Annotated in this window: 21 protein-coding genes; 11 read left to right on the forward strand and 10 right to left on the reverse strand. The window is 40.9% G+C overall.

Going from position 1 to position 25,206, the window contains the following annotated elements; genetic code table 11:
• Window positions 1-52: 52 nt before the first annotated feature.
• The 6 genes from B5Y40_RS15880 to B5Y40_RS15905 form a co-directional block, all read right to left on the reverse strand.
• Window positions 53-1,336 (reverse strand): peptidoglycan DD-metalloendopeptidase family protein, encoded by a 1,284-nt coding sequence (locus B5Y40_RS15880; RefSeq protein WP_079687773.1) that lies wholly within the window; start codon window positions 1,334-1,336, stop codon window positions 53-55.
• Window positions 1,337-1,628: 292 nt separating this feature from the next.
• Complete coding sequence (locus tag B5Y40_RS15885; RefSeq protein WP_221408955.1) at window positions 1,629-3,569, reverse strand: S9 family peptidase; 1,941 nt, start codon at window positions 3,567-3,569, stop codon at window positions 1,629-1,631.
• A 109-nt stretch (window positions 3,570-3,678) separates the two neighbouring features.
• Window positions 3,679-5,904 (reverse strand): M1 family metallopeptidase, encoded by a 2,226-nt coding sequence (locus B5Y40_RS15890; RefSeq protein ID WP_079687774.1) that lies wholly within the window; start codon window positions 5,902-5,904, stop codon window positions 3,679-3,681.
• A 140-nt stretch (window positions 5,905-6,044) separates the two neighbouring features.
• Entirely contained in the window at window positions 6,045-8,288 is a 2,244-nt protein-coding gene (locus B5Y40_RS15895) for a M1 family metallopeptidase (protein WP_079687775.1), read from the reverse strand.
• 89 nt (window positions 8,289-8,377) lie between these two features.
• A complete protein-coding gene (locus tag B5Y40_RS15900) occupies window positions 8,378-10,603 on the reverse strand; it encodes a M1 family metallopeptidase (protein ID WP_079688458.1) in 2,226 nt (741 codons plus the stop codon).
• Window positions 10,604-10,619: 16 nt separating this feature from the next.
• On the reverse strand, window positions 10,620-11,213 hold the full coding sequence (locus B5Y40_RS15905; RefSeq protein ID WP_079687776.1) for a HupE/UreJ family protein: 594 nt from the start codon (window positions 11,211-11,213) through the stop codon (window positions 10,620-10,622).
• Between the two features lie 183 nt (window positions 11,214-11,396).
• Here B5Y40_RS15905 and B5Y40_RS15910 point away from each other — a divergent pair, with 183 nt between their 5' ends.
• From B5Y40_RS15910 to B5Y40_RS15960, 11 genes are all read left to right on the forward strand, one after another.
• Window positions 11,397-11,903 carry a DUF6702 family protein gene (locus B5Y40_RS15910; protein WP_079687777.1) on the forward strand — a complete coding sequence of 169 codons (507 nt, stop codon included), beginning with the start codon at window positions 11,397-11,399 and terminating at the stop codon, window positions 11,901-11,903.
• A 68-nt stretch (window positions 11,904-11,971) separates the two neighbouring features.
• Window positions 11,972-12,982 carry a gliding motility lipoprotein GldB gene (gldB, locus tag B5Y40_RS15915; protein WP_079687778.1) on the forward strand — a complete coding sequence of 337 codons (1,011 nt, stop codon included), beginning with the start codon at window positions 11,972-11,974 and terminating at the stop codon, window positions 12,980-12,982.
• A 143-nt stretch (window positions 12,983-13,125) separates the two neighbouring features.
• Entirely contained in the window at window positions 13,126-13,887 is a 762-nt protein-coding gene (gene tpiA, locus B5Y40_RS15920; protein WP_079687779.1) for a triose-phosphate isomerase, read from the forward strand.
• Between the two features lie 15 nt (window positions 13,888-13,902).
• Window positions 13,903-14,736 (forward strand): 50S ribosomal protein L11 methyltransferase, encoded by an 834-nt coding sequence (prmA, locus tag B5Y40_RS15925; RefSeq protein ID WP_079687780.1) that lies wholly within the window; start codon window positions 13,903-13,905, stop codon window positions 14,734-14,736.
• Between the two features lie 124 nt (window positions 14,737-14,860).
• Window positions 14,861-15,736, forward strand: a complete 876-nt coding sequence (locus B5Y40_RS15930) for an NAD kinase (protein WP_079687781.1) — start codon at window positions 14,861-14,863, stop codon at window positions 15,734-15,736.
• Between the two features lie 38 nt (window positions 15,737-15,774).
• Window positions 15,775-16,845, forward strand: coding sequence for a DUF6089 family protein (locus B5Y40_RS15935; protein WP_079687782.1), 1,071 nt, complete (start codon window positions 15,775-15,777; stop codon window positions 16,843-16,845).
• Window positions 16,842-17,531 (forward strand): type IX secretion system protein PorG, encoded by a 690-nt coding sequence (gene porG, locus B5Y40_RS15940; RefSeq protein ID WP_079687783.1) that lies wholly within the window; start codon window positions 16,842-16,844, stop codon window positions 17,529-17,531. Before B5Y40_RS15935 ends, porG begins: the two co-directional genes overlap by 4 nt.
• 58 nt (window positions 17,532-17,589) lie before the next feature.
• A complete protein-coding gene (locus B5Y40_RS15945; RefSeq protein WP_079687784.1) occupies window positions 17,590-18,342 on the forward strand; it encodes an isoprenyl transferase in 753 nt (250 codons plus the stop codon).
• On the forward strand, window positions 18,342-21,023 hold the full coding sequence (locus tag B5Y40_RS15950) for a BamA/OMP85 family outer membrane protein (protein ID WP_079687785.1): 2,682 nt from the start codon (window positions 18,342-18,344) through the stop codon (window positions 21,021-21,023). Before B5Y40_RS15945 ends, B5Y40_RS15950 begins: the two co-directional genes overlap by 1 nt.
• A gap of 2 nt (window positions 21,024-21,025) precedes the next feature.
• Window positions 21,026-21,562 carry an OmpH/Skp family outer membrane protein gene (locus tag B5Y40_RS15955; protein ID WP_079687786.1) on the forward strand — a complete coding sequence of 179 codons (537 nt, stop codon included), beginning with the start codon at window positions 21,026-21,028 and terminating at the stop codon, window positions 21,560-21,562.
• Between the two features lie 13 nt (window positions 21,563-21,575).
• Window positions 21,576-22,145 (forward strand): OmpH/Skp family outer membrane protein, encoded by a 570-nt coding sequence (locus tag B5Y40_RS15960; RefSeq protein ID WP_079688459.1) that lies wholly within the window; start codon window positions 21,576-21,578, stop codon window positions 22,143-22,145.
• A gap of 79 nt (window positions 22,146-22,224) precedes the next feature.
• On the opposite strand, the gene hpf is transcribed toward B5Y40_RS15960, so the two are convergent.
• From hpf to B5Y40_RS15980, 4 genes are all read right to left on the reverse strand, one after another.
• Window positions 22,225-22,527, reverse strand: coding sequence for a ribosome hibernation-promoting factor, HPF/YfiA family (gene hpf, locus B5Y40_RS15965; protein WP_079687787.1), 303 nt, complete (start codon window positions 22,525-22,527; stop codon window positions 22,225-22,227).
• A 112-nt stretch (window positions 22,528-22,639) separates the two neighbouring features.
• A complete protein-coding gene (locus tag B5Y40_RS15970) occupies window positions 22,640-23,521 on the reverse strand; it encodes a tyrosine-type recombinase/integrase (protein WP_079687788.1) in 882 nt (293 codons plus the stop codon).
• A gap of 167 nt (window positions 23,522-23,688) precedes the next feature.
• On the reverse strand, window positions 23,689-23,886 hold the full coding sequence (gene rpsU, locus B5Y40_RS15975; RefSeq protein ID WP_079687789.1) for a 30S ribosomal protein S21: 198 nt from the start codon (window positions 23,884-23,886) through the stop codon (window positions 23,689-23,691).
• A gap of 52 nt (window positions 23,887-23,938) precedes the next feature.
• Complete coding sequence (locus tag B5Y40_RS15980) at window positions 23,939-25,108, reverse strand: acyl-CoA dehydrogenase (RefSeq protein WP_079687790.1); 1,170 nt, start codon at window positions 25,106-25,108, stop codon at window positions 23,939-23,941.
• Window positions 25,109-25,206: the final 98 nt, after the last annotated feature.

The raw sequence follows: 25,206 nt of genomic DNA on the forward strand, positions 1-25,206 counted from the left end.
CAAAAAAAGTCAGAGAAAACTACATCTTCAACGAAAGCGCTGAATAAAGATTTTAGAGAGAAGCGATAGGATCCTGGCGCTGTTGCGGGAATGGAATGCTATCCAGTTTTTTAGTAAGGTCTGTTTTTACCTTTTCAAAAGACTCCATATACTTTTTCTGTACCGGCTCTGATGGAGGTAAGTCAGCTTTCAAAGCATCTACCTGAACGCCATTCTTCCAGAAGCGGTAGCAAAGATGAGGACCGGTAGCAAGACCAGTGCTTCCTACATATCCAATGGTTTGTCCCTGACGGATTCTCATGCCGGCACGAACGCCATCAGCGATGCGCGACATGTGAAGATACTGTGTAGTATATGTTCCATTATGGCGGATCTTTACGTAGTTACCATTGTTAGATTTGTATTGTGCTTCCTCGATTGTACCATCGCCAACAGAGCGTATAGGGGTACCGGTAGGAGCAGCGAAGTCAGTGCCTAAATGTGCTTTCCATCTTTTTTGCACAGGGTGGAAACGGCTCATGGTATAGCGTGAGCTGATACGTGTAAATTCGATCGGATATTTTAACAGGGCTTTGCGTAAGCTCTTGCCTTCGTTGTCGTAGTAATTCTTGCCTTCACCCTGATCGAACGGGAATGCATAGTATGGACTTCCAAAGTGTTCAAAATAAATAGCTTTGATCTCGTTGATGCTAACAGTGATTCCTTCAACCTGACTTTCTTCGTAGATCAGTTTAAACTTATCACCTTTTTGCAGGCGTTGGAAGTCTACCTGCCAACCGAAAATATCTACAAATTTATTGGTCAGCTCGTGAGAGATGCCAAGTTCTTCAATCGTTTCTGAAAGGTTAGATCTGATTTCACCGGCAATGCTCTTCTCTACTGTAACTACATCACGATGGCAAACATCCACAGTAAGTGAATCATCAAAACGGAAAACGATGTAATCGATCAGGTTGGGTTCGTATACCAGAGCCTTGGCTGTCTTCAGGGAGTCCTGACCACAGATCAATGTATATTTTTTATTAGCAACAACTTTACGAGCATCGAAAATGCTGCGTGAAAGCTGTGATACTTGATGGATAAGTTTAGCTGGAACGTTGTATTCTTCCAGGATATCGCCTAGTCTTTCGTTACGTTTAATCTTGTCTTCAATCACCAGAAAATCATCTACCACCATGCCGTACAAAACACTGGGTTCTTTGATTTGAATGTTGAAATCGAGAGAGTCAACAGAAGCTTGTTGATCGGTGAGTGTGGGGAGGTAGTAGCGGTTGAGGAGCACTACAACTACGGTCATCATGGCGATGCCTAAAAAACTTAACCAGCGTTTTTGCATGTCTTAATCATTTTTTTGGCCCGGAGGGCGTGGGTTTAAAAAATATAGTGGCAAAGATAATCAGTCAAAAAAATATGGTTATAAAAACCTGTCTGAGCCGTGCTAGACTGTAAATATAAGACGTCAGGTTTAAAAACAAAACCCATGAATTGACGATTAATGAAGTTCAAATGCTTCGCCTCAAAGCACATGAACTCTAAAACGCCTTTATTTTAGGTTGATTTAAAAAGGGAATGTGGTAAAAAACAAGATTTCTTACTTCAAACATTCCCTTCCTAAAGTAGATGGATTTTTACTTCATCAAATGCTGCTGCAGGAACAATATAACAGACCATTGCATATAGTCTATATTAGATTTCTTCCTGAAACCATGTCCTTCATCTTTGGCGAGCATATACCATACGTTGCGACCTTTACTTCGCATTGTTTGCTTCATCTGTTCTGACTCAGAGGCCGGGACACGCGGATCATTCAACCCTTGAATGATAAAAAGAGGCTTCGTGATTTTATCGACATTGTTGGCGGGAGAGATCTTCAACAAATATTCTTTCATCTTGGGATCTCGCTCATCACCATACTCAACTCTGCGAAGATCTTTACGATAATCTTCCGTGTTCTGAAGGAACGTAACAAAGTTGCTGATGCCTACAATGTCGATTCCACATTTGATCCGATCATTGAAGTTCGTCATGGAAGCGAGCACCATATAGCCACCGTACGATCCGCCCCACACGGCAACACGGGAAGCATCCAGTTCAGGTTGCTGGCCGATCCAATCTAACAAGGCACCTATATCTTTCACCGATTCCTCACGCTTGAAGCCATTGTCCAATTTCAAAAATGTTTTTCCATATCCGGAAGAACCACGAACGTTGGGTGATAGGACAGCAATACCCAATTCGTTTGTGAGATAAGAAATGAATGGACTAAAGGAAGGTACCGACTGGCCCTCAGGCCCACCGTGGATACTGATGATGACGGGAATTTTCCCAGTTGAACCTTTCGGTTTATAATAGAATGCCGGGATCTTTCGTGGCTTACCGTTTACCTTATCAAAGGTTTCATATTCAATCAATGAAGGCACAGTAAAAGAGCTGTTGTCCAATCCGCCAACCTCACTGAAAGTCCATTGTGTAAGTCTATTAGTAGCAAGATCGATGGAGAAAACATCGCTGGGTGTTTGAGGCGTATTAATTACGAGTCCAATTTGTTTACCATCCGGGTGAAACTCAATACCACCGATCACTCCGGTGGGAAGTCCGTTAACGCGTGTATACTTTAATGTAGCGGTGTTAAGTTGATAGAGACTTGCAATACCATTTTCGTTTGTATCGAACACCAGGGTAGAGCGATTTTTATTTATAGCAAGTCCGGATACATCCCAAGGAATAGACGCAGTAATGGAAGTAAATTTTTTTGAAGCTATTTCGTAATATTTCAATGTGCTGAACTCAGCGTCCTGATCATTCACAATAAAAATTCCTTTTCCATCTGCAGACCACAGAGCACCATTGTAAGAAATTTCTTCCTGTGATGGATTGATCTGTTCAAGCTTGCCTGTTTCCAAGTCAAGTATATGCAGGAACGATTTGTTAGCAGATATATAATTACCCACCAAAATCTTCTTATCATCCGGAGACCAGTCCAATGCGCTCCACGAACCTTCACGCTGCAAGACCAGCGTTGCTTCATTCGGGTTCTTCATGTCACTCAAGTATAGATCGTAGTCCTTGCCGTTTCTGCGCGTGCTTACGACTATAAAACGATCACCTTTATTTGACCAGGCACTTAGTGAATTTTGAGAACGTCCGCCATCCGAGATCATGCTATATTTCCCGGTGGTGATATCGAACCAGAAAAGCTGTGAGAACTCGTTGCCACCTATATCTTTCGAAAACAGAAAACCTTTAAAGGCCGGATTTGGGCAGTAACTCGCTCCGGCCACAGGCTCTTTAAAAAATGTCATTTGTTTTCTTGCTCCAGCCGGATTGTCCACTATATGCAGCTGACTTGTTTCTGCAAAGCGTGTACTGATAAGTATATTTTTGCCATCAGGACTCCAGCTGTTGAAATTTGCAGAGCGCGTATTTTGATATTGATTCATACGCTCGATTACCGATGCCGGTATTTCTGGAATTCCTTCCATCAGCAAATTTCCGATTTCCTTTTTCTCGACCTGTGCGAATAGGGGTCGGGCAATAACGATCAGCAGGAGGATGAGTCTTATTTTCATTGGGATAGGTCAGTATAATTCCACGAGAAGTAACCGGAAGTATATATTTGATTCAGACTATACTGATATCCGTGACATATAGGACATCAGTATAATCTGCGGGTTATTGTTAGTTGTTCTTTTTGAACTGATCGAATTTTGATTCGGTAGCTTTCTTCGGGAATGTATTGTTATTATCATCCACATCGGCTAGTTCACCTTTTGGATCAAAGGCTATAGATGCAACTTCTTTTTCCTTAATGAATACTTTGCTGACTTCATTTTCATTGGTGCGCCAGATCTCAGCCGGTATATTTTCAGTTTCTTTTGTGCCATCTTTATAGGTCCATTCAATCACCAGCGGAGTAACAAGGCCTCCGTTGTTCTTAAACTTCACCTGGTATATATTCTTCCCTTCAAGCTTTTGACGAACCACGTTGTCATCAATGCGACTGCGGAATTCTCCGTAGGCCTGCTCAGGTGTATTCAACATCGTGAATGGAAGAGGTCCCTGACTGAAGTCGGTATTAACTTTATCAGATGCCTTTGCACTCAGGTCCCCAGCTTTTACATTCTTGGTTTTGTTTTCAATAGTGGCTTGTTGTGTTTTAAGTTTAAACCACTTTACATCTTCTACTGATACATCTACATTATCTGTTGTGAAGAACCAGCCCCGCCAGAACCAATCAAGATCAACGGCAGTTGCTTCTTCCATCATGCGAAAGAAATCAGCAGGACGAGGATGCTTATACATCCAGCGGTTTGCATATTCTTTAAAAGCTTTGTCGAAGAGATCTTTACCGATAATCGTCTCGCGAAGAAGCGTAAGGGCTACCGTTGGCTTCTCATAATAATTAGCACCGAAAGCATTGAGTCTTTCATTATCTGAAGTATTCATCACGGGGCGCATAACACTTTTATCACCCTTCATATAGGGCACTATATCTTTCGGAATGGTGTGATGAAAGGCCGGATAGCGCTCCATCTCTGTACGCGTTTGTAAAAATGTATTCAACCCTTCATCCATCCACATCCATTGACGCTCATCTGAACTTACAATCATCGGGAAGTAATTGTGACCCACTTCGTGTACTATAGTTCCAATCATTCCAGCCTTTGCATTGTCACTCATTTGTCCGTTGCGTGGTCTTCCGCCATTGAAGCTGATCATTGGAAATTCCATACCGATGTTAGATGTATTCACAGATATAGCGACCGGATACGGGTAATCGAATGTATACTTTGAGTATATCTCCAATGCATTCTTAACAGCCTTGGTGGACTCTTCAGACCAAACCGGCAATCCTTCTTTTGGATAGAACGACATGGCCAGTACGGTATTGGTAGGGAGCTTTACTGCCTGAACATCCCAAATGAATTTTCGTGAAGAAGCAAAGGCTACGTCACGAACATTATCTGCCTGGAACCGCCATGTTTTTTTAGCAGTTGATTTTATTTTCTCTTTCGCACGTGCCTCTTCTTCGGTTACAACTAGAGAAGGCTTATCGAAAGATGCTTTTGCTTTCTCAAGACGCTCGAACTCCTTTGCGGATAAAACTTCTTTTGCATTCAACAACGCTCCGGTAGAAGCAACGATATGATCTGCCGGTACCGTGATATTTATTTTATAGTTACCGAATTCAAGCGCAAACTCTCCGAGGCGCTGAAACTGTTTGTTCTGCCATCCTTCATAATCATCGAACTGACACATGCGTGGAAACCAGTGCGCGATCAGGTATACATTGTTCTTGTCTTCAGGAAAGTGTTCGTAGCCTTCGCGCGATAGTAGAAATAAACTTCTGTCGGTAATAGGATACGACCATGCTATATTGAAAGTATAGCTTTCACCGGTCTTAATAGCAACCGGCAGATCTATACGCATCATGGTATTATTGATAGTGATCGGTAAACTTTTGTTGGTTTTATCTGTAACCGATTGAATCGAATACCCACCTTCAAACTCTATAGTTCGTGTTATATACTGCATGTGCAGTGTAGGCAATGAATCGCGCACAGGCCCGTAGTAATTCCCGAAATCTTCATTTCCCTTTTTATTAATGTTCTGATCGAGTTGAAGCCACAGATACTTTAATGTTTCAGGTGAGTTGTTATAGTAGGTAATCGTCTCTTTTCCTTTCAGTGTATTAGTCGGTTCTTCAATTTCTGCATCGATGGTATAATCGGCTCGTTGCTGCCAGTACTTGGTACCAGGTTCACCGGAACCCGTGCGGTATTCATTCGGTGTAGGCAGGAACTGGTCGAGTTGTTCGAATTTGCCTTTCCATTTCTTTTGCTCCTGCGCGTTTGCAAATGCACACAGCAAAACCATTGGGACAATGATGATTAAGGATTTCATCTGTTAATTTTTGATTAATGAGTTTACAAGAAAGATCAGTTTAATTAAATAAAAAAGCCATCACTTTTTACAAGGATGGCTTAATTCTTTTCAACAGTATACGTATAGTTTACACTTTAGAGCTCGCGGAGCCCAGCGTGTTAGTTATTCTTTTTGAATTGATCGAATCGCGATTCGGTAGTTTTCTTGGGAAATACGTTGTTGCTCATTTCAACATCGGCTAATTCAAAGTTCGGGTCCAACACGATGTTTACAACTTCTTTCTCTTTCACGAAAACTTTAACAACTTCGTTTTCATTAATACGCCAGATCTCTGCCGGGATGCGCTCGATTTCTTTTGAGCCATCTTTATACGTCCACTCGATCACCAGGGGAGTAACAAGACCTCCAACGTTTTTGAACTTTACCTGGTATATATTTTTGCCTTCGAGCTTTTTGCGAACATCGTTATCGTTGATGCGGCTTTTGAATTCACCATACATCTGGTCTGGTGTATTTGTCATAGTAAAAGGTTGAGGACCGCTGCTAAAGTCTGTGCCTGCACTACTTTTATTTTCAGCAACCAGGTCGCCTTTTTTAGTTTTCAGATTTTTCTTTTCAGGATCAATCTGTTCTGTTTTCAACTGAAACCATTTTACTTCATCTACGGCTACATCTACATTATCGACAGAGTAGAACCAGCCTCTCCAGAACCAATCGAGATCAACACCCGATGCATCTTCCATTGTACGGAAAAAGTCTGCAGGCTTTGGATGTTTAAAAGCCCAACGCTCAGAGTATTCCTTGAAAGCTTTATCGAATAACTCAGGTCCCATCACAGTTTCACGAAGTAATGTAAGGGCTGCAGAAGGTTTGGTATATCCGTTCGCTCCAAATTCATTGTTGCGCATATCATCACCATTGGTCATGATCGGACGCATCTGAGCTTTGTCACCTTTCATAAAAGGAACTATACCTTTTGGTGTACCATGCGAACTATATAATTCAGGATAGCGAACACGAACCGTTTCTTTCTCCAGAAATGTATTCAACCCTTCATCCATCCACGTCCACTGACGTTCGTCAGAGTTAACAATCATTGGGAAGAAGTTGTGACCAACTTCATGTACTACGACTTGTACAAGGCCAACCAGTTTCTGTTGTGAATATGTACCATCTTTATTAGGACGTGATCCGTTGAAGCAGATCATCGGGTATTCCATTCCCTGGTTGGCTGTGTGAATTGAATACGCTACCGGGTATGGATAATTGAAAGTACGTTCTGAATATATTTCAAGTGCATTCTTTATAGCCTTGGTAGATTCTTTCTCCCAAAGCGGATTACCTTCTTTAGGATACAACGACATGGCTAATGGTGTTTTGTCACCGGCCTTCACAGATTGTGCATCCCAGATAAACTTGCGTGATGAAGCAAATGCAAAGTCGCGTACATTCTCTGCGTAAAATTCCCACGTGGCTTTTTTAGTAGCTTTTGTTTTTTCTTTTTGCACAGCTTCCTCTTGTGTAACGATGAAGACAGGCTTATCAAAACTCTTCTTAGCTTTTTCAAGACGTTCAATCTGTTCTTTGCTCAACACGTCTTTCGGATTTTGAATTGTACCCGTTGCGCCTACAATGTGATCGGCAGGAACGGTAATGCGAACACGGTAATTTCCAAAAACCAGCGCAAACTCGCTCTGTCCCAGGAACTGCTTGTTCTGCCATCCTTCATAATCATCGAATACACACATGCGTGGAAACCACTGTGCGAAAGTATATACATAGTTGCCATCTTCCGGAAAGTATTCATATCCTCCACGTTGATTGAAGATCTGGCGATTGTATTCGGTATAGCTCCACTCAACGGAGAATGTAAATTTCTCACCAGTCTTTAATGCAGCGGGAAGATCCACACGCATCATGGTTTGATTTATAGTATATGGAAGACTTTTACCTGCAGCATCTTTTACTGACTTGATAGTATAGCCACCTTTATAGTCAGATGTTTTCACACCCGTCATCATATTGAAAAAACCGGCAGGCACAGAGTCGCGCACTACACCCGTTTTTGTTTGAGACGTCATGTTATTGTCTGCAAGTATATTCTGATCCAACTGAAGCCACAGAAATGTTAATGACTCGGGTGAATTGTTATGATAGGTTACCGTTTCTGAACCAGTGAGCAACTGAGTTTTATCATCAACCTCTACATTGATCACATAGTCGGCACGTTGTTGCCAGTAATTTTGGCCTGGCGCTCCCGAACCAGTGCGATATGAATTTGGTGTTGGCAATACTTGATCAAGTTGTTCAAACTTTCCCTTCCAGGATTTTGCATCGGGCTGAGTCTGCGCAGAAACCCTGATCAGCACACAGGTTAATATAATAGCAAATAATAGTCTCATGATTTGTTTGATTTCTTTAACGCATATACCCTCTACACTGTAAATCGTTTTGAACGACTATTGTGTAAAGGGTATATTTTGATTGACGTTTAATTATTTTTCTTTTTGAACTCGTCAAACTTTGACGACTGAACTTTAGGGAACACGTTGTCTTGTGCATTTACATCGGTAATCTCTTGCAGCGGATCGATCACGATGCTCGCTACTTCTTTCTCCTTCACAAACACCTTGGTAACTTTGGTTTCATTAAGGCGCCAGATCTCTGCTGGTATACGCTCGATTTCTTTCGAACCATCTTTATAGGTCCACTGAATAATTACAGGCATAACAAGTCCGCCTTTGTTGCTCAGCGTTACTTCATATATATTCTTGTTCTGCAGTTTTTGCATCACGGCTTTGTCATCAATCTGACTTCTGAATTCACCATACATGCGTGGGTCAGTAGTTGTCAGGCTAAAAGGTTCAGGGCCGTTGTTGAAGCTATCAAACTTCTTGTCACCACCTTTTGCATTGAGATCGCCTTGCTTTACTTTCAGATTTTTAGTTTCAGGATCAGTTTCCGATGTGCGCATCTTGAACCACTTCACCTGGTCAATAGATTGATCCACTACATCTGTAGTATAGAACCAACCTTTCCAGAACCAATCGAGATCAACAGCAGATGCATCTTCCATCGTACGGAAAAAGTCTGCTGGCTTCGGATGTTTGAATGCCCAGCGCTGTGCATATTCTTTGAAGGCTTTATCAAATAACTCTCTGCCCATAATGGTTTCGCGCAGCATGAATAAACCTGTTCCGGCCTTTGCATACTGTTCATTACCAAACTGAATTACCTGTTCAGAGTTCACCATCAACGGGCGCATTGAACTTTGATCACCCTTCATATAGGGAACGAGTGCTGCAGGTTTACCTCTATCGAAATCAATATCCGGATAGCGCTCAATCTCTGTTACCAGTTGAACAAATGTATTTACACCTTCATCCATCCAGGTTGTTTGGCGTTCATCATTGTTGATGATCATCGGGAAAAAGTTGTGGCCAACTTCGTGCACGATAACACCCACCATACCTTTGCGAATAGCAGGAGTATAGGAACCATCTTTTGCAGGACGACCGTAGTTAAAACAGATCATCGGATATTCCATTCCCTGGTGTGCAGCATGAACAGATATAGCGACAGGGTAAGGATAATCGATCGTCATGCGTGAGTATACTTCCAGAGCATTTTTTACAGCTCTGGTAGATTCTTTTTCCCATAGGGGATTACCTTCCTTCGGATAGAAAGACATAGCCAGTGGAGTCTTGCTGCCAATCTTTACTGCTTGTGCGTCCCATATAAATTTACGAGATGTAGCGAAGGCGAAATCACGAACGTTATCAGCATGGAATTCCCAGGTCTTCTTCTCTTTTACTTTTGTTTTCTCACGTTGAACAGCTTCTTCCTGTGTAGCAATGATCACCGGTTTATCGAAAGAAGATTTCGCTTTTGTAAAGCGATCAAGTTGTGCTTTACTTAATACTCCTTCCGGATTTTTCAATTGGCCAGTAGCCCCTACGATGTGATCGGCAGGTACTGTGATCTTTACTTTATAGTCACCGAATGGAAGCGCAAACTCGCCTTGTCCTAAAAATTGTTTATTCTGCCATCCTTCATAGTCATCATATACACACATGCGCGGGAACCACTGCGCAATCACATACGAGTAATTTCCATCCTCCGGAAAGTATTCAAACTGCGTACGCTCACGAACACGAACACCGTCATTGATATTATATCCCCAATCAATGGAGAAAGAATATTTCTGACCAGGATTAAGCGGCTGTGGTAAATCAATCCGCATCATGGTATAGTTAATAAGATATGGAAGGTCTTTGCCAGCAACATCTCTTACAGCTTTGATTTTGAAACCTCCATCAAAATCAAAAAGATTATAAGTAGAGCCGGCTGATTTTGCATCGATAGAATCACGAAGTGTACCACCTCTTGTCTTCTGTGTCATGTTACCTTCTGCCAACTTGTTTTGATCTAGTTGTAGCCAGAGATAACGCAATACATCCGGAGAGTTATTATGGTATGTTATAGTTTCCGAACCACTTATACTTTGGTTGTCGTCATTCAATTCAACGCTGATTACGTAATCAGCTTTTTGTTGCCAGTACTTGGGACCTGGTGCACCAGAGCCAGAGCGATACTCATTCGGCGTTGGCAGTTGCTGGTCAAGTTGTTCAAACTTGCCTTGCCACTTTGGCGTCTCCTGAGCCCACGCTGTCTGCATCATTACGACAAGGAGGGAAATTTTTAAAACACGCTTCATATATAGGTTATAAGAGTTATTCAATCCAAAATGCTTTTTCTTTCAGTAACATCAAAGCGATGCCGGCTACCGCCGATGAGATCACCATTTTCCAGTCTCTACGGTTTACTCCAAACAAATCCACCAAAAGAAAAGCAGCCGTTAAAAAGATGGCAACAATAATTATCTGGCCTACCTCTAAGCCAAGATTAAAGGCCAATAACTGGGATATGATCCGTTCATCTTTTCCAAGAATACTTTTCAGGTAGTTTGAGAATCCCAAGCCATGAATCAATCCAAAAAATGCAGCGAAGAAGTAGTTTAACTGAATAGGTCTTCCTGAAAGACTGTCTTCATTTTTAAAAAGATTGGAAGCTGCAGTAATAAAAATCGTAAGTGGAATTAAGAATTCAATTAGCTCAGCTTTAACGGTAACGATTTCTAACGTTGATAGAGCTAATGTTATAGAGTGACCGATTGTAAACGCTGTCACCAGGATCAACACTTGCCGCCAGTCACGCATCAAGTATAAAGCACATAATGCGACTACAAATAAAATATGATCGTAGCCATTCGAGTAATCCAGTATGTGATCCTTCCCTAAACCAAAATAGAGTTGAAACTCGCTCATAGTTAACTAAATGAAAAAATTAAAAAGGCCACAAGTATAGAAGATAATTTTGATAAATGGCGCAGGTACCTTGTGCTGCAACCCCTCAATTGCTGATGTGGCGAGCAACCCACATCATTTTTCGTTGAAATTATTCTTTCGGTATTATTTTTGGAAAGTCAATTTTGATTTATCCCGCTTTCCATGATTGTATCATTTTCTGTTTTATCATTTGTTCAAAGCCTCGCGCTTACGGTGATGCTTCACCCGCTTCATGTTTCTGTAACGGAAGTAGAGTATGATGAAAAAGATAAAGCGCTGGAGATAATGATGCGCGTTTTTGTTGACGACCTCGAGTTAACGATGCGCAATAAACTGAATCAACCTGAACTTGATATCACAGAACCAAAAGGCATGACACTCGATCAGATGGTGCTTCCTTATATTACAGAACATTTTAAATTGTCGTTGGATAATAAGGTGCAGAAAATTCATTACCTCGGCCATGAGAAGGAAGGCGAAGCTTTCATTTTTTTTATTGAAGTTCAGAATGTGAAAAAATGGAAGTCGATCCAGGTGATGAACGACATTATCATGGAGATACACGAAGACCAATCGAACCTGGTACATGTTACGGTGAAAGGAAAAGTGAGAAGCCTTAGGCTCACAAAAAGCAAGTCGCAAGATGTACTGACCTTTGATACGAAATAATATAGTGTCACATCACGTTGTTATAAGTGTTATAAAAAATTCGATCTTCGCAGCAAAATAAAGAATGCATGAAGAACTCAGTGCTCGCTGCCTTGCTTCTGATACTGGTGGTAGCTGGTTGTACTAAAGATGAGGAGGAGTGTGTCTCCAAGCCCGAAACATCTGGCAAAAAAGTAGAAGTTGTACTCGAGCAATTCCAAGACTCACTTGTAAATATCAAAAGTAAGGCTGCATTGGTATCGTTGTTTACGCGGCAACCTTTACTCCGTGACTATATATTCAGGCGGACTGAATACCCAAGTGATTCTGTTTTTCTCGATGAACTTTATGCAAGGTTTAACAATCCTCACCTCGATACATTGCTGCTCGAAACCAGGCGTGTATTCGGAGATGTTTCAGGATTGAAAGCAGAATTCGAAGAAGCCTTTACCAACATTAAATATTATTACCCCGACTTTACGCCTCCCAAAATTCAGACCGTGATTTCCGGTCTTGATACCGATATGCTGGTAACTGATTCGTTGATTATTGTAAGCCTTGATTTTTATTTGGGAAGAGGTGCCAAGTATCGTCCGAAAAATGTTTATAACTATATACTTCGCAAGTACGATCCGGATGATATACTTCCTTCATCGATGTTGATATACGGTATCAGTGACCGGTTCAATAAAACAGATATGAAAGACAAGACCGTGCTGGCCGATATGATTGCGTATGGTAAATCATTTTACTTTGCCAAACACATGCTTCCCTGCACTCCCGACAGTGTGTTGATCTGGTATACTCCCGAAGAAGTAAAAGGCTCGCGCGCGAATGAAGACTTGATCTGGGCACGCTTCATAGAGAGCAACGTCTTGTTCGCAACAAGTCACGTAGTAAAGAAAGATTATCTTGGAGAGCGGCCGGTTACGATTCAGGTAGGTGAGAAGTGTCCTGGAAGAATTGGTCAATGGGTTGGATGGAGAATCGTAAATAAATATATGGAGTCTCATCCCGATATAACATTGCCACAGTTAATGAATACTGCTAATGCGCAGCACCTGTTTAAAGAATCACACTATAAACCCGGGAAGCAATAGGGGTGGAGTAAAGGACAGAGACATAAACATAAAGCAACGGGTTCATGCAAATCTTTTCGCTTTCTATTTTAAACTTTCCGCTTTAAACTTCTCCTCCTATCTTTGGAACCTTAGAAAAAATTCAACCTTAATAAAACTAGACTATGCGCCAGAAAATTGTAGCCGGAAACTGGAAGATGAACAAGACTCTTGAAGAAGCAAACATCCTTGCATCTGAAATAACAGGTATGGTTGCTGACGAAGTAAAGGGTGATGTGAAAATTATTTTTTGTGTTCCATTTCCATACCTGTTACCCATCAAGAATCAATTAGGTAACAATACTAGAATTTCGGTTGGTGCACAAAATTGCAGCGAGCACGAATCAGGTGCCTATACAGGAGAGACTTCTGCTGCCATGTTGAAATCATTAGGCGTACCTTATGTTATTCTTGGGCACAGCGAACGCAGACAATATTTCGGTGAGGATGCTGCGTTACTCACGAAGAAAACAGATATAGCATTGAAGCACGGATTAACCCCAATCTTCTGCTGTGGCGAACCTCTTGAAGTACGCGAGAGCAACGGTCACGAAGCTCTTGTAAAGAAACAAGTAGAAGAGAGTCTTTTTCATTTGGACGCAGATACTATAAAGAAAATTATAATAGCCTACGAACCCGTGTGGGCAATCGGAACAGGAAAGACAGCGTCAGCACAACAAGCACAAGATATGCACGCAGTAATTCGTAAGCACCTGGCATCAAAATATGGTCAGGCTGTTGCAGATTCTATTGCTATACTATATGGCGGTAGTGTAAATGCTGCCAATGCAAAAGAACTCTTTGCTTGCCCGGATGTAGACGGAGGTTTAGTTGGAGGAGCATCTTTGAAGTCAAGAGAATTTGCAGAAGTAATTAAAGGAGCATAAGCACCAAACACGATAATGTACTATACCCGCCTCCAAGTAATCTGTGATCCTGATTTTTCTGAAATCCTGATGGCCGAAATTGCAGAGGCGGGTTTCGATACTTTTATGGAAACAGAAAAAGGATTCGAAGCTTATGTAGAGCTGGAGAAATATGATAAAGAAAGACTGCAGTATATAAAGGACAGATATAGTCCGCAGACGTCACTTGTATTTTACCAGGATAGAATTCAAAAGCAAAACTGGAATGAAGAGTGGGAGAAGAGTTATCAGCCCATCATTGTTGATGACCGCTGTTTAATTCGCGCAGAGTTTCATAAGATCGAAAAGGTATATCCATACGAAATTACGATCACTCCTAAAATGTCTTTTGGTACAGGTCACCACCAAACAACATATTTGATGGTGAAAGCTCAAATGGATATAGATCATCAGCACAAGCGCGTGATGGATGCTGGGTGCGGCACAGCTATACTTTCTGTTATGGCATCCAAACTTGGTGCAAAAGAAGTTATAGCATTTGATATTGATGAATGGAGTGTGGTCAATGGGCAGGAGAACATCGAAGTGAATCACGCCAACAACATTACTATACAGCAAGGTAAACTGAATGAACTCGCCATCTCCGGAACATTTGATATTATCCTGGCTAACATTAATAAGAACGTTCTTCTCGAAGAAATAAAGTTATACCAGCAATATCTCATGGAAGATGGTTTACTTTTATTGAGTGGTTTTTATACGCATGATATAGATGACCTTTTGAATGAAGGCGCAACGTTCAATTTGAAAGAAGTGCGGAGAGATGAACGCGAAACATGGGCTTCATTATTATTAAAAAAAGGAAAATAATTACGTTGACTAAAATTTAACGATTGCAGTACATTAAGACGTTCCAAGTTTTTGTTCCGTAGCATAGCGTTTCTATCTTTAACAAGTAAAGACGGCTCAACAAAAAACGTAAACGATATACCGCATGCGCATCGCTGTACATGGAAAAGAATTTAACCGTCAGACAGCGCCATTCATTACCCGTATCTTCGAAGTTTTAGCGCATCACAATTCCGGGATTCTCGTGTCTGAGAAATTTAGTAAGTATCTGCGGCCACCTGCTTTTAAAAATATTAAGTTCGAGACCTTCGCGATTGGCGACCCTTTGACTGACGTTGATGCGATGATAAGCATCGGAGGCGATGGAACATTATTGGATTCGGTAACCTATATCAATAAACAGGAGATTCCGGTACTCGGCATTAATACAGGTCGCTTGGGATTCCTCGCCACAAACAGTAAAGAGGAAGCCGAGCATGCCATTACGCAAGTTTGCGAAGGCAATTATACACTTGACCTGCGTTCAGTATTGAAGCTTGAGACTAACCAGGACGTTTTTGGAAACCTAAATTTCGCTCTCAACGATGTTACAATTGTAAAGAAGGACAGCTCTTCCATGATCACTATCCACACGTATATTGATGGTGAGTTCTTAAATTCGTATTGGGCAGATGGAATTATTGTCGCTACGCCAACCGGATCTACCGGGTATTCTTTAAGTTGTGGAGGTCCACTTATATTTCCAAGGTCAGGTAATTTTGTAATAACACCTGTTAGTCCACATAATTTAACCGTGCGACCCATTATAGTTGCAGATGGATCTGAAATTACTTTTGGTGTCGAAGGGCGGAGTAAAAAATTTTTAATCTCACTCGATTCGCGGGTTGCTTCTGTAGATGCGACCATTAAGTTGACGGTATCGAAGGCTGATTTCAGGGTAAAATTGATACAACTTGAAGGGCAACATTACTTCAAGACACTTCGCCAAAAGCTAAATTGGGGACTAGACATTCGGAATTAATATTTACTTTTGTAATTCACTGATCTATAGACTTGTCTATGAGAAAGCTAATCTTGGTCTTATTCACATTCCTGTTTTTAACAGGAGCCGAAGAAGTAACTGCCCAAATGAACAGAAGGGCAATTAAAAGTAATAATAAACGAATGATGACTTACCGTGGGCGTAAGTCCTGGTTCGGAAAAGAAAAAGTCTACAGCATGGTGGGCGTTTCAATAAATGCTCTTAACTATTATGGCGATCTTTCTCCAAAGCCAAATCGTTTCAGTACCGACATTTCATTCACACGGCCAGCGATAGGAATTTCTTTTGCACACCGTTTTGGTCCACGATATACGCTTACTGCATCTTTCATGTACGGAACCTTAAAAGGATCCGATGTTAAATCAGCCGATCCGGGGGATGCTGATAATGGAGTTTTCAGATATAAAAGAAATCTCTCGTTCAGAAATAGAATTAAAGAACTTTCTGTAGTGGCCAGTATCGATTTGTTTGAGAACCAGGCAACCTATATTAGTCGTGTTGCATGGACACCTTATGCATTTGCTGGTGTTGCAGTTTTCCATCATAACCCACAGGCACAAGCACCAGCAACGGATTTGCAGGGCAACGCTCTGCCAGAAGCAGGCAAATGGGTTGATCTGCAACCTCTGGGAACAGAAGGACAAAAATCTACGCTCCAGGAAGGTGATGCCAATTATGGTATTAAGCCTTACAAAAGAATTCAACCCTCTATACCATTTGGGATCGGTGCACGTTTTAGATTAAATGAAGTACTTGATCTTTCAGCAGAAATTGGATTTAGATATTTGTTTACGGATTATATTGATGACGTAAGTCAAAGCTATGTAGACCTTGGAGTATTTCAAGGCAATCGATTGGCGCAGTCAATGTCATATAGAACCGGAGAAATATTGCCGGGCGATCATTCTTATGTTGCCAGAGATGGTCAATCCTATAGTGTGGTATCCGGATATGGAGAAGAATATACAGATGCTAACGGAAATACAAACCTGCGAGGAAGTAAAGACGACAAAGATATCTTTATGGTGACAACGATAAAAATGACCTATATACTGGGTAAATCTTTTCATAGGGCTAAATTCAGATGATGATTTTTTCCAAGCGATTGTCTTTAGTTATCGGAATAATCTTAGCAAGTGCCATCTCGGCATTTGCACAGCGCTCGGAAGTTGGTTTTGGCATCGGTACATTTAATTATACCGGTGACCTTGTCAGAACCTATAATTTTAAATATTCGAAACCGGCTGCTACAGTTTTTTATCGTTCCAACCTGAGCAGTGTTGTGAGCTTTCGGGCTGCTATAACCGCAGGAAAAATTGGTGCTTCAGAAAAACCAATCGATGCCTTTGCTTCCAAAAGAGATGCTTCATTTGATTTATTCCTGATGGAAGCATCCACCGTGATGGAATATCATTTCTTAAACTGGCGTGAGACAAAACGCTTCGTAAGATTCACACCTTATTTATTCGGAGGCTTGGGTTTGTTTGGAATATCCGGTAATGCAGAAAAGACAGCAGAATATAGTAACGTTCAGGCCGTTATTCCTTTTGGCGTGGGTGTTAAATATGTATATACTCCCAAGTGGTATTTCGGATTAGAGCTTGGTATCAGGAAAACTTTTTTTGATTATTTGGACAATGTTTCAGCCGGAGATCAGCGATATAAAAACTTTAAGTATGGCAATCCGAACGATAACGATGTTTATTATTTCCTAGGGATTAGCATTACCCGCACATTTTACGACATTCCATGCCCTAAAAATCCATACAAATAGCGGCACATCTCTGCAAGCCCTTTTAACCCAAAACCCTTTTTACTACTTTTGGCCCCCTGTGGCTTCCCTAAAAGAACATATCGACTTTAGTAATTTGCCTAAACACATTGCCGTTATCATGGACGGTAACGGTCGGTGGGCAAAAAAGAAAGGCGCAATGCGCATTTTTGGTCATCGTAATGCAGTTCAGGCTGTGAAAGATGTGACTGAAGGTTGTGGCGAACTTGGAATCAAGTATCTGACTTTATACGCTTTTTCCACTGAAAATTGGAATAGGCCTAAAGCCGAAATTGATGGATTGATGGAGTTGCTTGTGAGCACATTGAAGCAAGAGATAGGTACTTTGATGGAAAATCAAGTAAAACTTGCAACAATTGGTGAGACTTCAAACTTGCCGCCTGATTGCCAGAAGAATCTTGCTTGGGCAATTGATCAAACCAAGAATAACAGTGGTATGATCTTGAACCTCGCGCTTAGTTATAGTGGTCGTTGGGAGATCCTGAAAGCTGTTAATAAAATGGCCGAGGATGTTAAAGCAGGAAAAATAAATCCCGGTGAAATAAATGAGTCGGTGTTTGAAAACTATTTGCAGACTTCAGGCATCCCAGATCCAGAGTTGTTGATTCGCACAAGTGGTGAGTTACGCATTAGTAACTTTTTATTGTGGCAGATCGCTTATACAGAATTATACATCACACCCACACTTTGGCCCGACTTCCGAAAGGAGCATCTATATGAAGCAATCTGGTCATATCAGCAACGCGAACGAAGATTTGGAAAAACAAGCGAACAATTGAACCCTGTAAGTTGATGAAGAAAGTTTTATTTCTGGTTATCCTGATTGGTATTACGGCAGATGCCTGGGCTCAATTCAGAAAGCGCAATACCACTACGGGTGCAACAGAAAATAATTTGAACTATGCGAGTCCGGTAGAGTATACCATCGCAGGCATTGAGGTCACAGGTCTGAATGTGCTGGATAAAAATGCTATGGTGTCGCTTACCGGTTTGAAAGTTGGTGACAAAATAAAGATCCCCGGAGACGCAATTACTAACTCAATACGCAGTCTTTGGAAGCATGGACTTGTAGGCGATGTTACAATTCAGGTTGCCAGAATTGAAGGCAATGATGTATACCTAAATATAGTATTAGCAGAGCGTCCCCGTCTGACAGGATTTTATTTCACAGGTATTAATAAATCTCAGGAGAGTGGGCTAAAAGAAGATCTTACTCTGATCCGCGGCAAAATTGTAAATGATGCTATGATCCGGAATACGGAACTTGCTGTTAAGAAGTACTTTGTGAAAAAAGGATTTCTTAGCACGGAAGTAAAAGTTATACAGGAAAAAGATACGCTTAACCGTGATGGTATAAGACTAAAAATTGCAGTCAATCCCAAATCAAAAGTTAAGATCAACAAGATTTCATTTGAAGGAAATAACAGCATTAGTGATGCAAAGTTGAAAAAGAAAATGAAGGGTACACATGAACGCCCTCGCTTCTCTTTACACCGTGCTCTTATAAGTGAAGTTATCGCACTGAAGCCTAAAGAATTTGTTGACTCGAGCTACAAGACGAGTTGGAAGGAAGTTAAAGAGTTTATCAATGACAATGTAAAACTCAATCTCTTTACCAGTTCTAAATTTATTCAAACAGATTACGAAGACGATAAGAAAAAGATAATTGAGTACTTTAACTCAAAGGGATATCGCGATGCTGAAATTGTAACGGATACGGTATACGCACATGATGGGAGGACTATCAATATAGATTTTCAAATTTATGAAGGTCCCAAGTATTACTTCCGTAACATCATTTGGACAGGGAACTATATATACTCTGACAAGCAGCTGAATGCCGTATTGGGTATAAGCAAAGGTGATGTATATAACAGCGAACTTTACAATAAGAAACTTCAGTTCAATCCCAAAGGATTAGACATCAGCGGACTTTATATGGATGACGGTTATCTGTTCTTCCGTATTAACCCTGTAGAGGTGGCCGTTGCCGGAGATTCCATCGATGTTGAGATGAGAATTTTTGAAGGCGAACAAGCTACGATCAATGAAGTAACCATAGCAGGAAATGATCGCACCAGCGATCACGTTATACGCAGAGAATTAAGTACGATTCCAGGCCAGAAGTTCAGACGTTCTGATATTATCCGGACACAACAAAAACTTGGACAACTTGGCTATTTTGCTCCTGATAAAATTGGACAGAACCTTGTGCCGAATCCTGCAAATGGTACCGTGGATATTGAGTGGACAGTGGAGGAGCAATCAAACGATCAGGTTGAGCTTTCCGGAGGTTGGGGTGGTTACTATGGATTCGTAGGTACACTTGGATTAACATTCAACAACTTCTCTCTTCGTAACATTCCTCACTTTGATAATTGGAGACCACTTCCGGTTGGAGATGGACAAAGACTCTCACTGCGAGCTCAGGCAAACGGCAGGTCATTCCAAAGCTATAGCTTCTCATTCACAGAGCCGTGGTTAGGTGGACGTAAGCCTCATTCACTTTCCGTTAGTTTCAATAGCTCATTCCAGCGATATCCGTATGGAAGCAGTTCTACCAACGATAACGATTCGCGCCTCCAGGTACATAGCGTATCGGTTGGATTGGGTCGACTGTTAGAATGGCCAGACAATTATTTTACACTTACAAACTCTGTGTCATACCTGCGCTATATTCTTAACAATTGGAATTCAGGCTTAGGATATACCGACGGAGTTTCAAACAGCTTTACATTCAATACAACACTTGCGCGTAACAGTATTGACAATCCGATGTATCCTGCACAAGGATCAAGTATTTCATTAAGCGTTACGTTAACGCCTCCATTCTCACTATGGAGAAATATAGACTACTCTACAGCAGATGCTGCAGAGCGCTATAAATGGATTGAGTATCACAAGTGGATGTTTGATGCCAAATACTATTTGCCTCTTGACAACAAGAAAAAACTTGTGTTGGAAGCGAAAGCTCACTTTGGATTCATTGGACAATACACGGATAAGGCCGGTATAGGTCCGTTTGAAAGATTCTACCTGGGTGGTGATGGATTGGCCGGTGGCTTTAATTCATTCCTGTTAGGCCAGGAGGTAATCGGTTTGAGAGGCTATGAGAACAACGTACTCACACCGCCTTACTATAACGCAAACCAGAACAGTGCTTCAGGCGTACTCGCAGGTGGTATCGCATATGATAAGTTAGGATTGGAATTGCGTTATCCGGTAACAACAGGTAATGCTGCAACCATCTACGGATTTATCTTCGCAGAAGGAGGTAACAACTGGAACAATTACGATGATTTTAATCCGTTTAATTTATATAAGTCAGCAGGCTTTGGTGCTCGTATATTCATGCCGGCATTCGGATTGATTGGGTTGAATTGGGGATATGGATTTGATCCGGTACCGTTGAATGGCAGGGGTCCTGTGAGTGGCTCACAATTCCATTTTACTATCGGCCAGCAAATCAGATAACTATGCGGGTTTATTTAATTACAATAATTTTTCTCATTTTCGGCCCGACTTTTGTCAAAGCACAGAGATTCGGGTACATTGACACGGATTATATCCTGAATAAAATGCCTGAATATAAAAAGGCGCAGGACGAAATCGGTCAATTGTCGGAAGCTTGGGAGAAGGAAATACAGGACATGTCAAAAAAAATAGAGTCCATGTATAGTGCCCTTCAAGCTGAACAAGTTCTTCTGACTGAAGAAATGCGAAAGGACAGAACAACAGCCATCCAAAAGAAGGAAGCTGAGATGAAAGAATACCAGAAGAAGGTATTTGGATTTGGAGGATTGTTCTTTCTTAAGAAGCAGGAATTGATTAAACCGATCCAGGATAAGGTTTGGGATGCTGTTGATAAAGCGGCAAAACAGAATAATCTGGCGATCGTCTTTGACAAGGCAGGTGAGCTCGTAATGATCTATACAGATCCTCGATATGACTATACTGACTTTGTGTTGGATGAGTTGGGACTTGGAGACCCTAATGATAAGATTAAAAACTAAATTGAATACCGTAATGAGAAAATTCGTTTTACTTGTGGTGCTAGGATTGGGAGCAATTGCATCCTATGCACAAACCGCTGCTGCGCCTAAGATTGGTTATGCGGATGTTGATTATATCTTCAGCCAAATGCCTGACGCCAAACAAATTGACGCGGATCTGAAATCTTTACAAACACAACTGAAAAATCAAATCGATTCTAAGGTTCAGGAGTTTCAGAAAAAACTGGCAGACTATAATGCAGCTATTCAGGCTAACACAATGCCAGATGCTGTACGTGCAAATACCGAACGTGAATTGCAACAGTTACAACAGAACATAGAAAAGCTTCAGCAAGATGCTCAGACTAACCTGCAAACTAAGCAGACTCAATTAATGGATCCTGTTTACAAGAAGGTAGGAAAGGCAATTGAAGATACTGCTAAAGAGAACGGATTTACATTTGTTCTTAATCAGCAGATCGGTGGATTGGATGTAATTCTTTATGGAGATGAGAAGATGGATATTTCGGATCTTGTGCTGAAGAAAATGGGAGTAACTCCTAAGCCAGCAGCAGCAACTACTCCGGCTCAACCAAAGAAATAATTCTTACTATATTATAGTGTATAGAAACAAAAAAACCGCCTCGTCTGAGGCGGTTTTTCTTTTTTGGGTTGATTGGAAATTATACTCTTCCGTTTTTAACTTTTGTTTTAAATTTTTCTAACTGCATTCTGATAGCATCTGTCGCCATGTCGGTAGCGGCTTCAAAAGAACGAGCTTTTTCGATAGCAAAAAGCATACTCCCCGGAACTCGTAATTTAATTTCTACTGTTTTGTTTTCAATCCCTTCATTGTTTAGTCGAAGAAATACTTCGCCATCCACTAAGCGATTATAAAAAGTGTCCAGCTTGTCAAGCTTCTTTTGAATGAAGTTGATGAGCTTGCTGTCAGCATCAAAGTGAATGGAATGAACTTGTACCTTCATAATGTTAAATTTAAAAAGTTGAAGAATAAAACAGTTGCTGGTATTACAATGACCAGCGCATTGTCAGATGTAGTTATTTTATCATAGCGTTCATTTACTTTCATTATGTATATCAGGCCTTAGGGTGCGCCTGGTCGAAAACCTTTTTTAATTTTTCAATTGAGTTGTGGGTATATACTTGCGTGGCCGAAAGACTGCTATGTCCAAGTAAGTCTTTTACAGCATTTATCTCTGCACCTTTGTTTAACAAATGCGTAGCATAGGTGTGTCGTAAAACGTGTGGGCTTTTTTTCTCTGCGGAGGAATTTTTAATGAGGTGATCTTTTACAATTCTGTAAACCATCATAGGATAACATGGCTCACCTTTATCTGTAACAAGTAGCAATCCGTGGTCTTGTTTTGTCACTTCTCTGTTTCTCACGATACTATACTCTTCAAGTATAGAAACGAGATTGACTGCAAATGGGATTACTCTTTCCTTATTTCTTTTTCCAAGAACTTTGATGGTTCTGTTCCCTAGATTAACATCATTCTCTTTTAAGGTCAATAGCTCAGAAAGACGTATACCTGTTCCGTAGAATAATTCCAGGATTAACTTTTCTCGGTGGCCAGCAAAAGTGTGTTCGAATGATTGATTATCCAGGACTTTTACCATGTCGCTTTCTTTTACAAAGCTTGGTAATTTCTTACTGGCCTTCAGGATTTTGATCTTGAGCATCGGATCCTTTGCAATAACTTCTTCGCGTTGTAAAAATTTATAGAACGTTCGAAGGCAGGCGATTTTTCGATTGATGGATGAAGACCCTATATTTTGCTCAACGAGCTGTATGATCCAGGAGCGAATGACTTGATAGTCGGCTGCGTCAATCTTGGTATCAGGGAAAGTTATGGTAAGAAAAGTACCGAACTGTTTTAGATCTGTTTCGTAAGCCAATACAGTATTGGAGCTCACTCGCTTTTCGTATTGGAGATATTTGAGAAAGGAATCCACCATGCTATCAGCACCAGTACAGCTTGAATAGAAGGCTGTAATGATAGCAATGTAAAAAAATAATCCCCTTTAGGAAATACCTTAAGGGGATATGTGGATAAAATGATAATATATTGTGGACAAGTTGTAGCTTATCCACAATTAAATATTTTTAATTCAACAAAACGCTTTTAAGCGTTAGGATCCTGAAGTCTCTGTTGCTCGCGATAAGCAGCACGAATGATTTGATTTCTACGTCTCACAGATGGCTTTTCGAAAGAAGTACGGGAACGTAATTCCTTTAGAACACCTGTTTTTTCAAACTTCTTCTTGAAACGCTTCAGCGCCTTGTCAATTGATTCGTTTTCTTTTACGTTAACGATAAGCATATTTCTTATTTAGGGCTGCAAAGATAGCAGAATGTCAGTGAATTATCCAAGACTACTTTAAAATGGTGCGAGAAATAACAAGTTTTTGTATCTCAGACGTACCTTCTCCAATGGTGCAAAGTTTTGCATCACGATAAAATTTCTCCACCGGGAAGTCTTTTGTGTAGCCATAACCACCAAAAATTTGTACTGCATCATTGGCAACTTCAACAGCCACTTCTGATGCAAAAAGCTTCGCCATAGCCGACTCCCTCGTAACATTCTCTCCTTTATTTTTTAAATCTCCAGCTCTGAATGTCAGTAGTTTAGCGGCTTCTATTTTGGTAGCCATATCAGCAAGTTTGAAGGAAATGCCCTGAAAGCTTGAGATTGGCTGGTTGAATTGATGGCGTTCCTGTGAATACTTCAATGCAGCGTCAAATGCTCCCAGCGCAATGCCAAGGCTAAGTGCAGCAATGGAAATTCTACCACCATCCAGCACTTTTAACGCCTGAACAAACCCGTCCCCCTCCTTTCCAATAATCTGCGATTTATGAACGCGACAATCACTGAAAATTAATTCAGCCGTTTCAGAAGCTCGCATTCCGAGCTTATTTTCCTTTTTGCCTGCAGTAAATCCTGGTGTTCCTTTATCAATCAAAAAAGCCGTCATTCCGTGAGAATCTCCTACCTCACCGGTCCGGACGATCACCACAACAGCATCTCCGGACTTACCATGAGTAATGAAATTTTTGGCACCATTGATAATGTAGTGGTCACCGTCCTTGATGGCAACCGTTCTCATGTTACCTGCATCGGAACCTGTATTGGGTTCAGTAAGGCCCCAGGCGCCTATAAATTCGCCTGAAGATAACTTAGGTAAATATTTTTTCTTCTGTTCTAACGATCCAAAAAGCAAAATGTGGTTAGTGCAAAGTGAGTTGTGTGCGGCCATCGATAAACCAATTGAGCCATCTAATCTTGAAAGCTCAACAATAGCAGTAATGTATTCCAAGTATCCAAAACCAGCTCCTCCAAATTCTTCTGGCACTAATACCCCCATTAGTCCCAGTCTCCCCATCTTCTTAAACAATTGCACGGGAAATTCCTGACTCTCGTCCCAAGTCATTATGTTAGGTCTGATTTCTTTATTCCCAAAGTCGCGGACCATTTGAGAAATCATCCTTTGATTTTCAGTTTCATCAAAACTTATCGATTTAAGTTTGTCGGTTATAACTTCCATAGGATATAGAGAATGTTGTATTGAAAACGTTAAAGTTATGTTTTCTCCGAATAATAACAAACGAATGTTAGGTTGTAATATAAATATGCTTAATATTT

The sequence above is a fragment of the Ohtaekwangia koreensis genome (assembly GCF_900167975.1).
Taxonomy (GTDB): Bacteria; Bacteroidota; Bacteroidia; order Cytophagales; family Cyclobacteriaceae; genus Ohtaekwangia; species Ohtaekwangia koreensis.

Excerpts from the sequence above, each read along its gene's own strand:
- B5Y40_RS15955 (WP_079687786.1), top strand. The coding sequence starts at position 21,026 with ATGCGGGTTTATTTAATTACAATAATTTTTCTCATTTTCGGCCCGACT.
- B5Y40_RS15900 (WP_079688458.1), bottom strand. The coding sequence starts at position 10,603 with ATGAAGCGTGTTTTAAAAATTTCCCTCCTTGTCGTAATGATGCAGACA.
- prmA (WP_079687780.1), top strand. The coding sequence starts at position 13,903 with ATGTACTATACCCGCCTCCAAGTAATCTGTGATCCTGATTTTTCTGAA.
- B5Y40_RS15960 (WP_079688459.1), top strand. The coding sequence starts at position 21,576 with ATGAGAAAATTCGTTTTACTTGTGGTGCTAGGATTGGGAGCAATTGCA.
- B5Y40_RS15910 (WP_079687777.1), top strand. The coding sequence starts at position 11,397 with ATGATTGTATCATTTTCTGTTTTATCATTTGTTCAAAGCCTCGCGCTT.
- B5Y40_RS15890 (WP_079687774.1), bottom strand. The coding sequence starts at position 5,904 with ATGAAATCCTTAATCATCATTGTCCCAATGGTTTTGCTGTGTGCATTT.
- B5Y40_RS15880 (WP_079687773.1), bottom strand. The coding sequence starts at position 1,336 with ATGCAAAAACGCTGGTTAAGTTTTTTAGGCATCGCCATGATGACCGTA.
- B5Y40_RS15980 (WP_079687790.1), bottom strand. The coding sequence starts at position 25,108 with ATGGAAGTTATAACCGACAAACTTAAATCGATAAGTTTTGATGAAACT.
- B5Y40_RS15885 (WP_221408955.1), bottom strand. The coding sequence starts at position 3,569 with ATGAAAATAAGACTCATCCTCCTGCTGATCGTTATTGCCCGACCCCTA.
- B5Y40_RS15930 (WP_079687781.1), top strand. The coding sequence starts at position 14,861 with ATGCGCATCGCTGTACATGGAAAAGAATTTAACCGTCAGACAGCGCCA.
- B5Y40_RS15935 (WP_079687782.1), top strand. The coding sequence starts at position 15,775 with ATGAGAAAGCTAATCTTGGTCTTATTCACATTCCTGTTTTTAACAGGA.
- B5Y40_RS15905 (WP_079687776.1), bottom strand. The coding sequence starts at position 11,213 with ATGAGCGAGTTTCAACTCTATTTTGGTTTAGGGAAGGATCACATACTG.
- B5Y40_RS15970 (WP_079687788.1), bottom strand. The coding sequence starts at position 23,521 with ATGGTGGATTCCTTTCTCAAATATCTCCAATACGAAAAGCGAGTGAGC.
- rpsU (WP_079687789.1), bottom strand. The coding sequence starts at position 23,886 with ATGCTTATCGTTAACGTAAAAGAAAACGAATCAATTGACAAGGCGCTG.
- tpiA (WP_079687779.1), top strand. The coding sequence starts at position 13,126 with ATGCGCCAGAAAATTGTAGCCGGAAACTGGAAGATGAACAAGACTCTT.
- B5Y40_RS15895 (WP_079687775.1), bottom strand. The coding sequence starts at position 8,288 with ATGAGACTATTATTTGCTATTATATTAACCTGTGTGCTGATCAGGGTT.
- gldB (WP_079687778.1), top strand. The coding sequence starts at position 11,972 with ATGAAGAACTCAGTGCTCGCTGCCTTGCTTCTGATACTGGTGGTAGCT.
- B5Y40_RS15950 (WP_079687785.1), top strand. The coding sequence starts at position 18,342 with ATGAAGAAAGTTTTATTTCTGGTTATCCTGATTGGTATTACGGCAGAT.
- porG (WP_079687783.1), top strand. The coding sequence starts at position 16,842 with ATGATGATTTTTTCCAAGCGATTGTCTTTAGTTATCGGAATAATCTTA.
- hpf (WP_079687787.1), bottom strand. The coding sequence starts at position 22,527 with ATGAAGGTACAAGTTCATTCCATTCACTTTGATGCTGACAGCAAGCTC.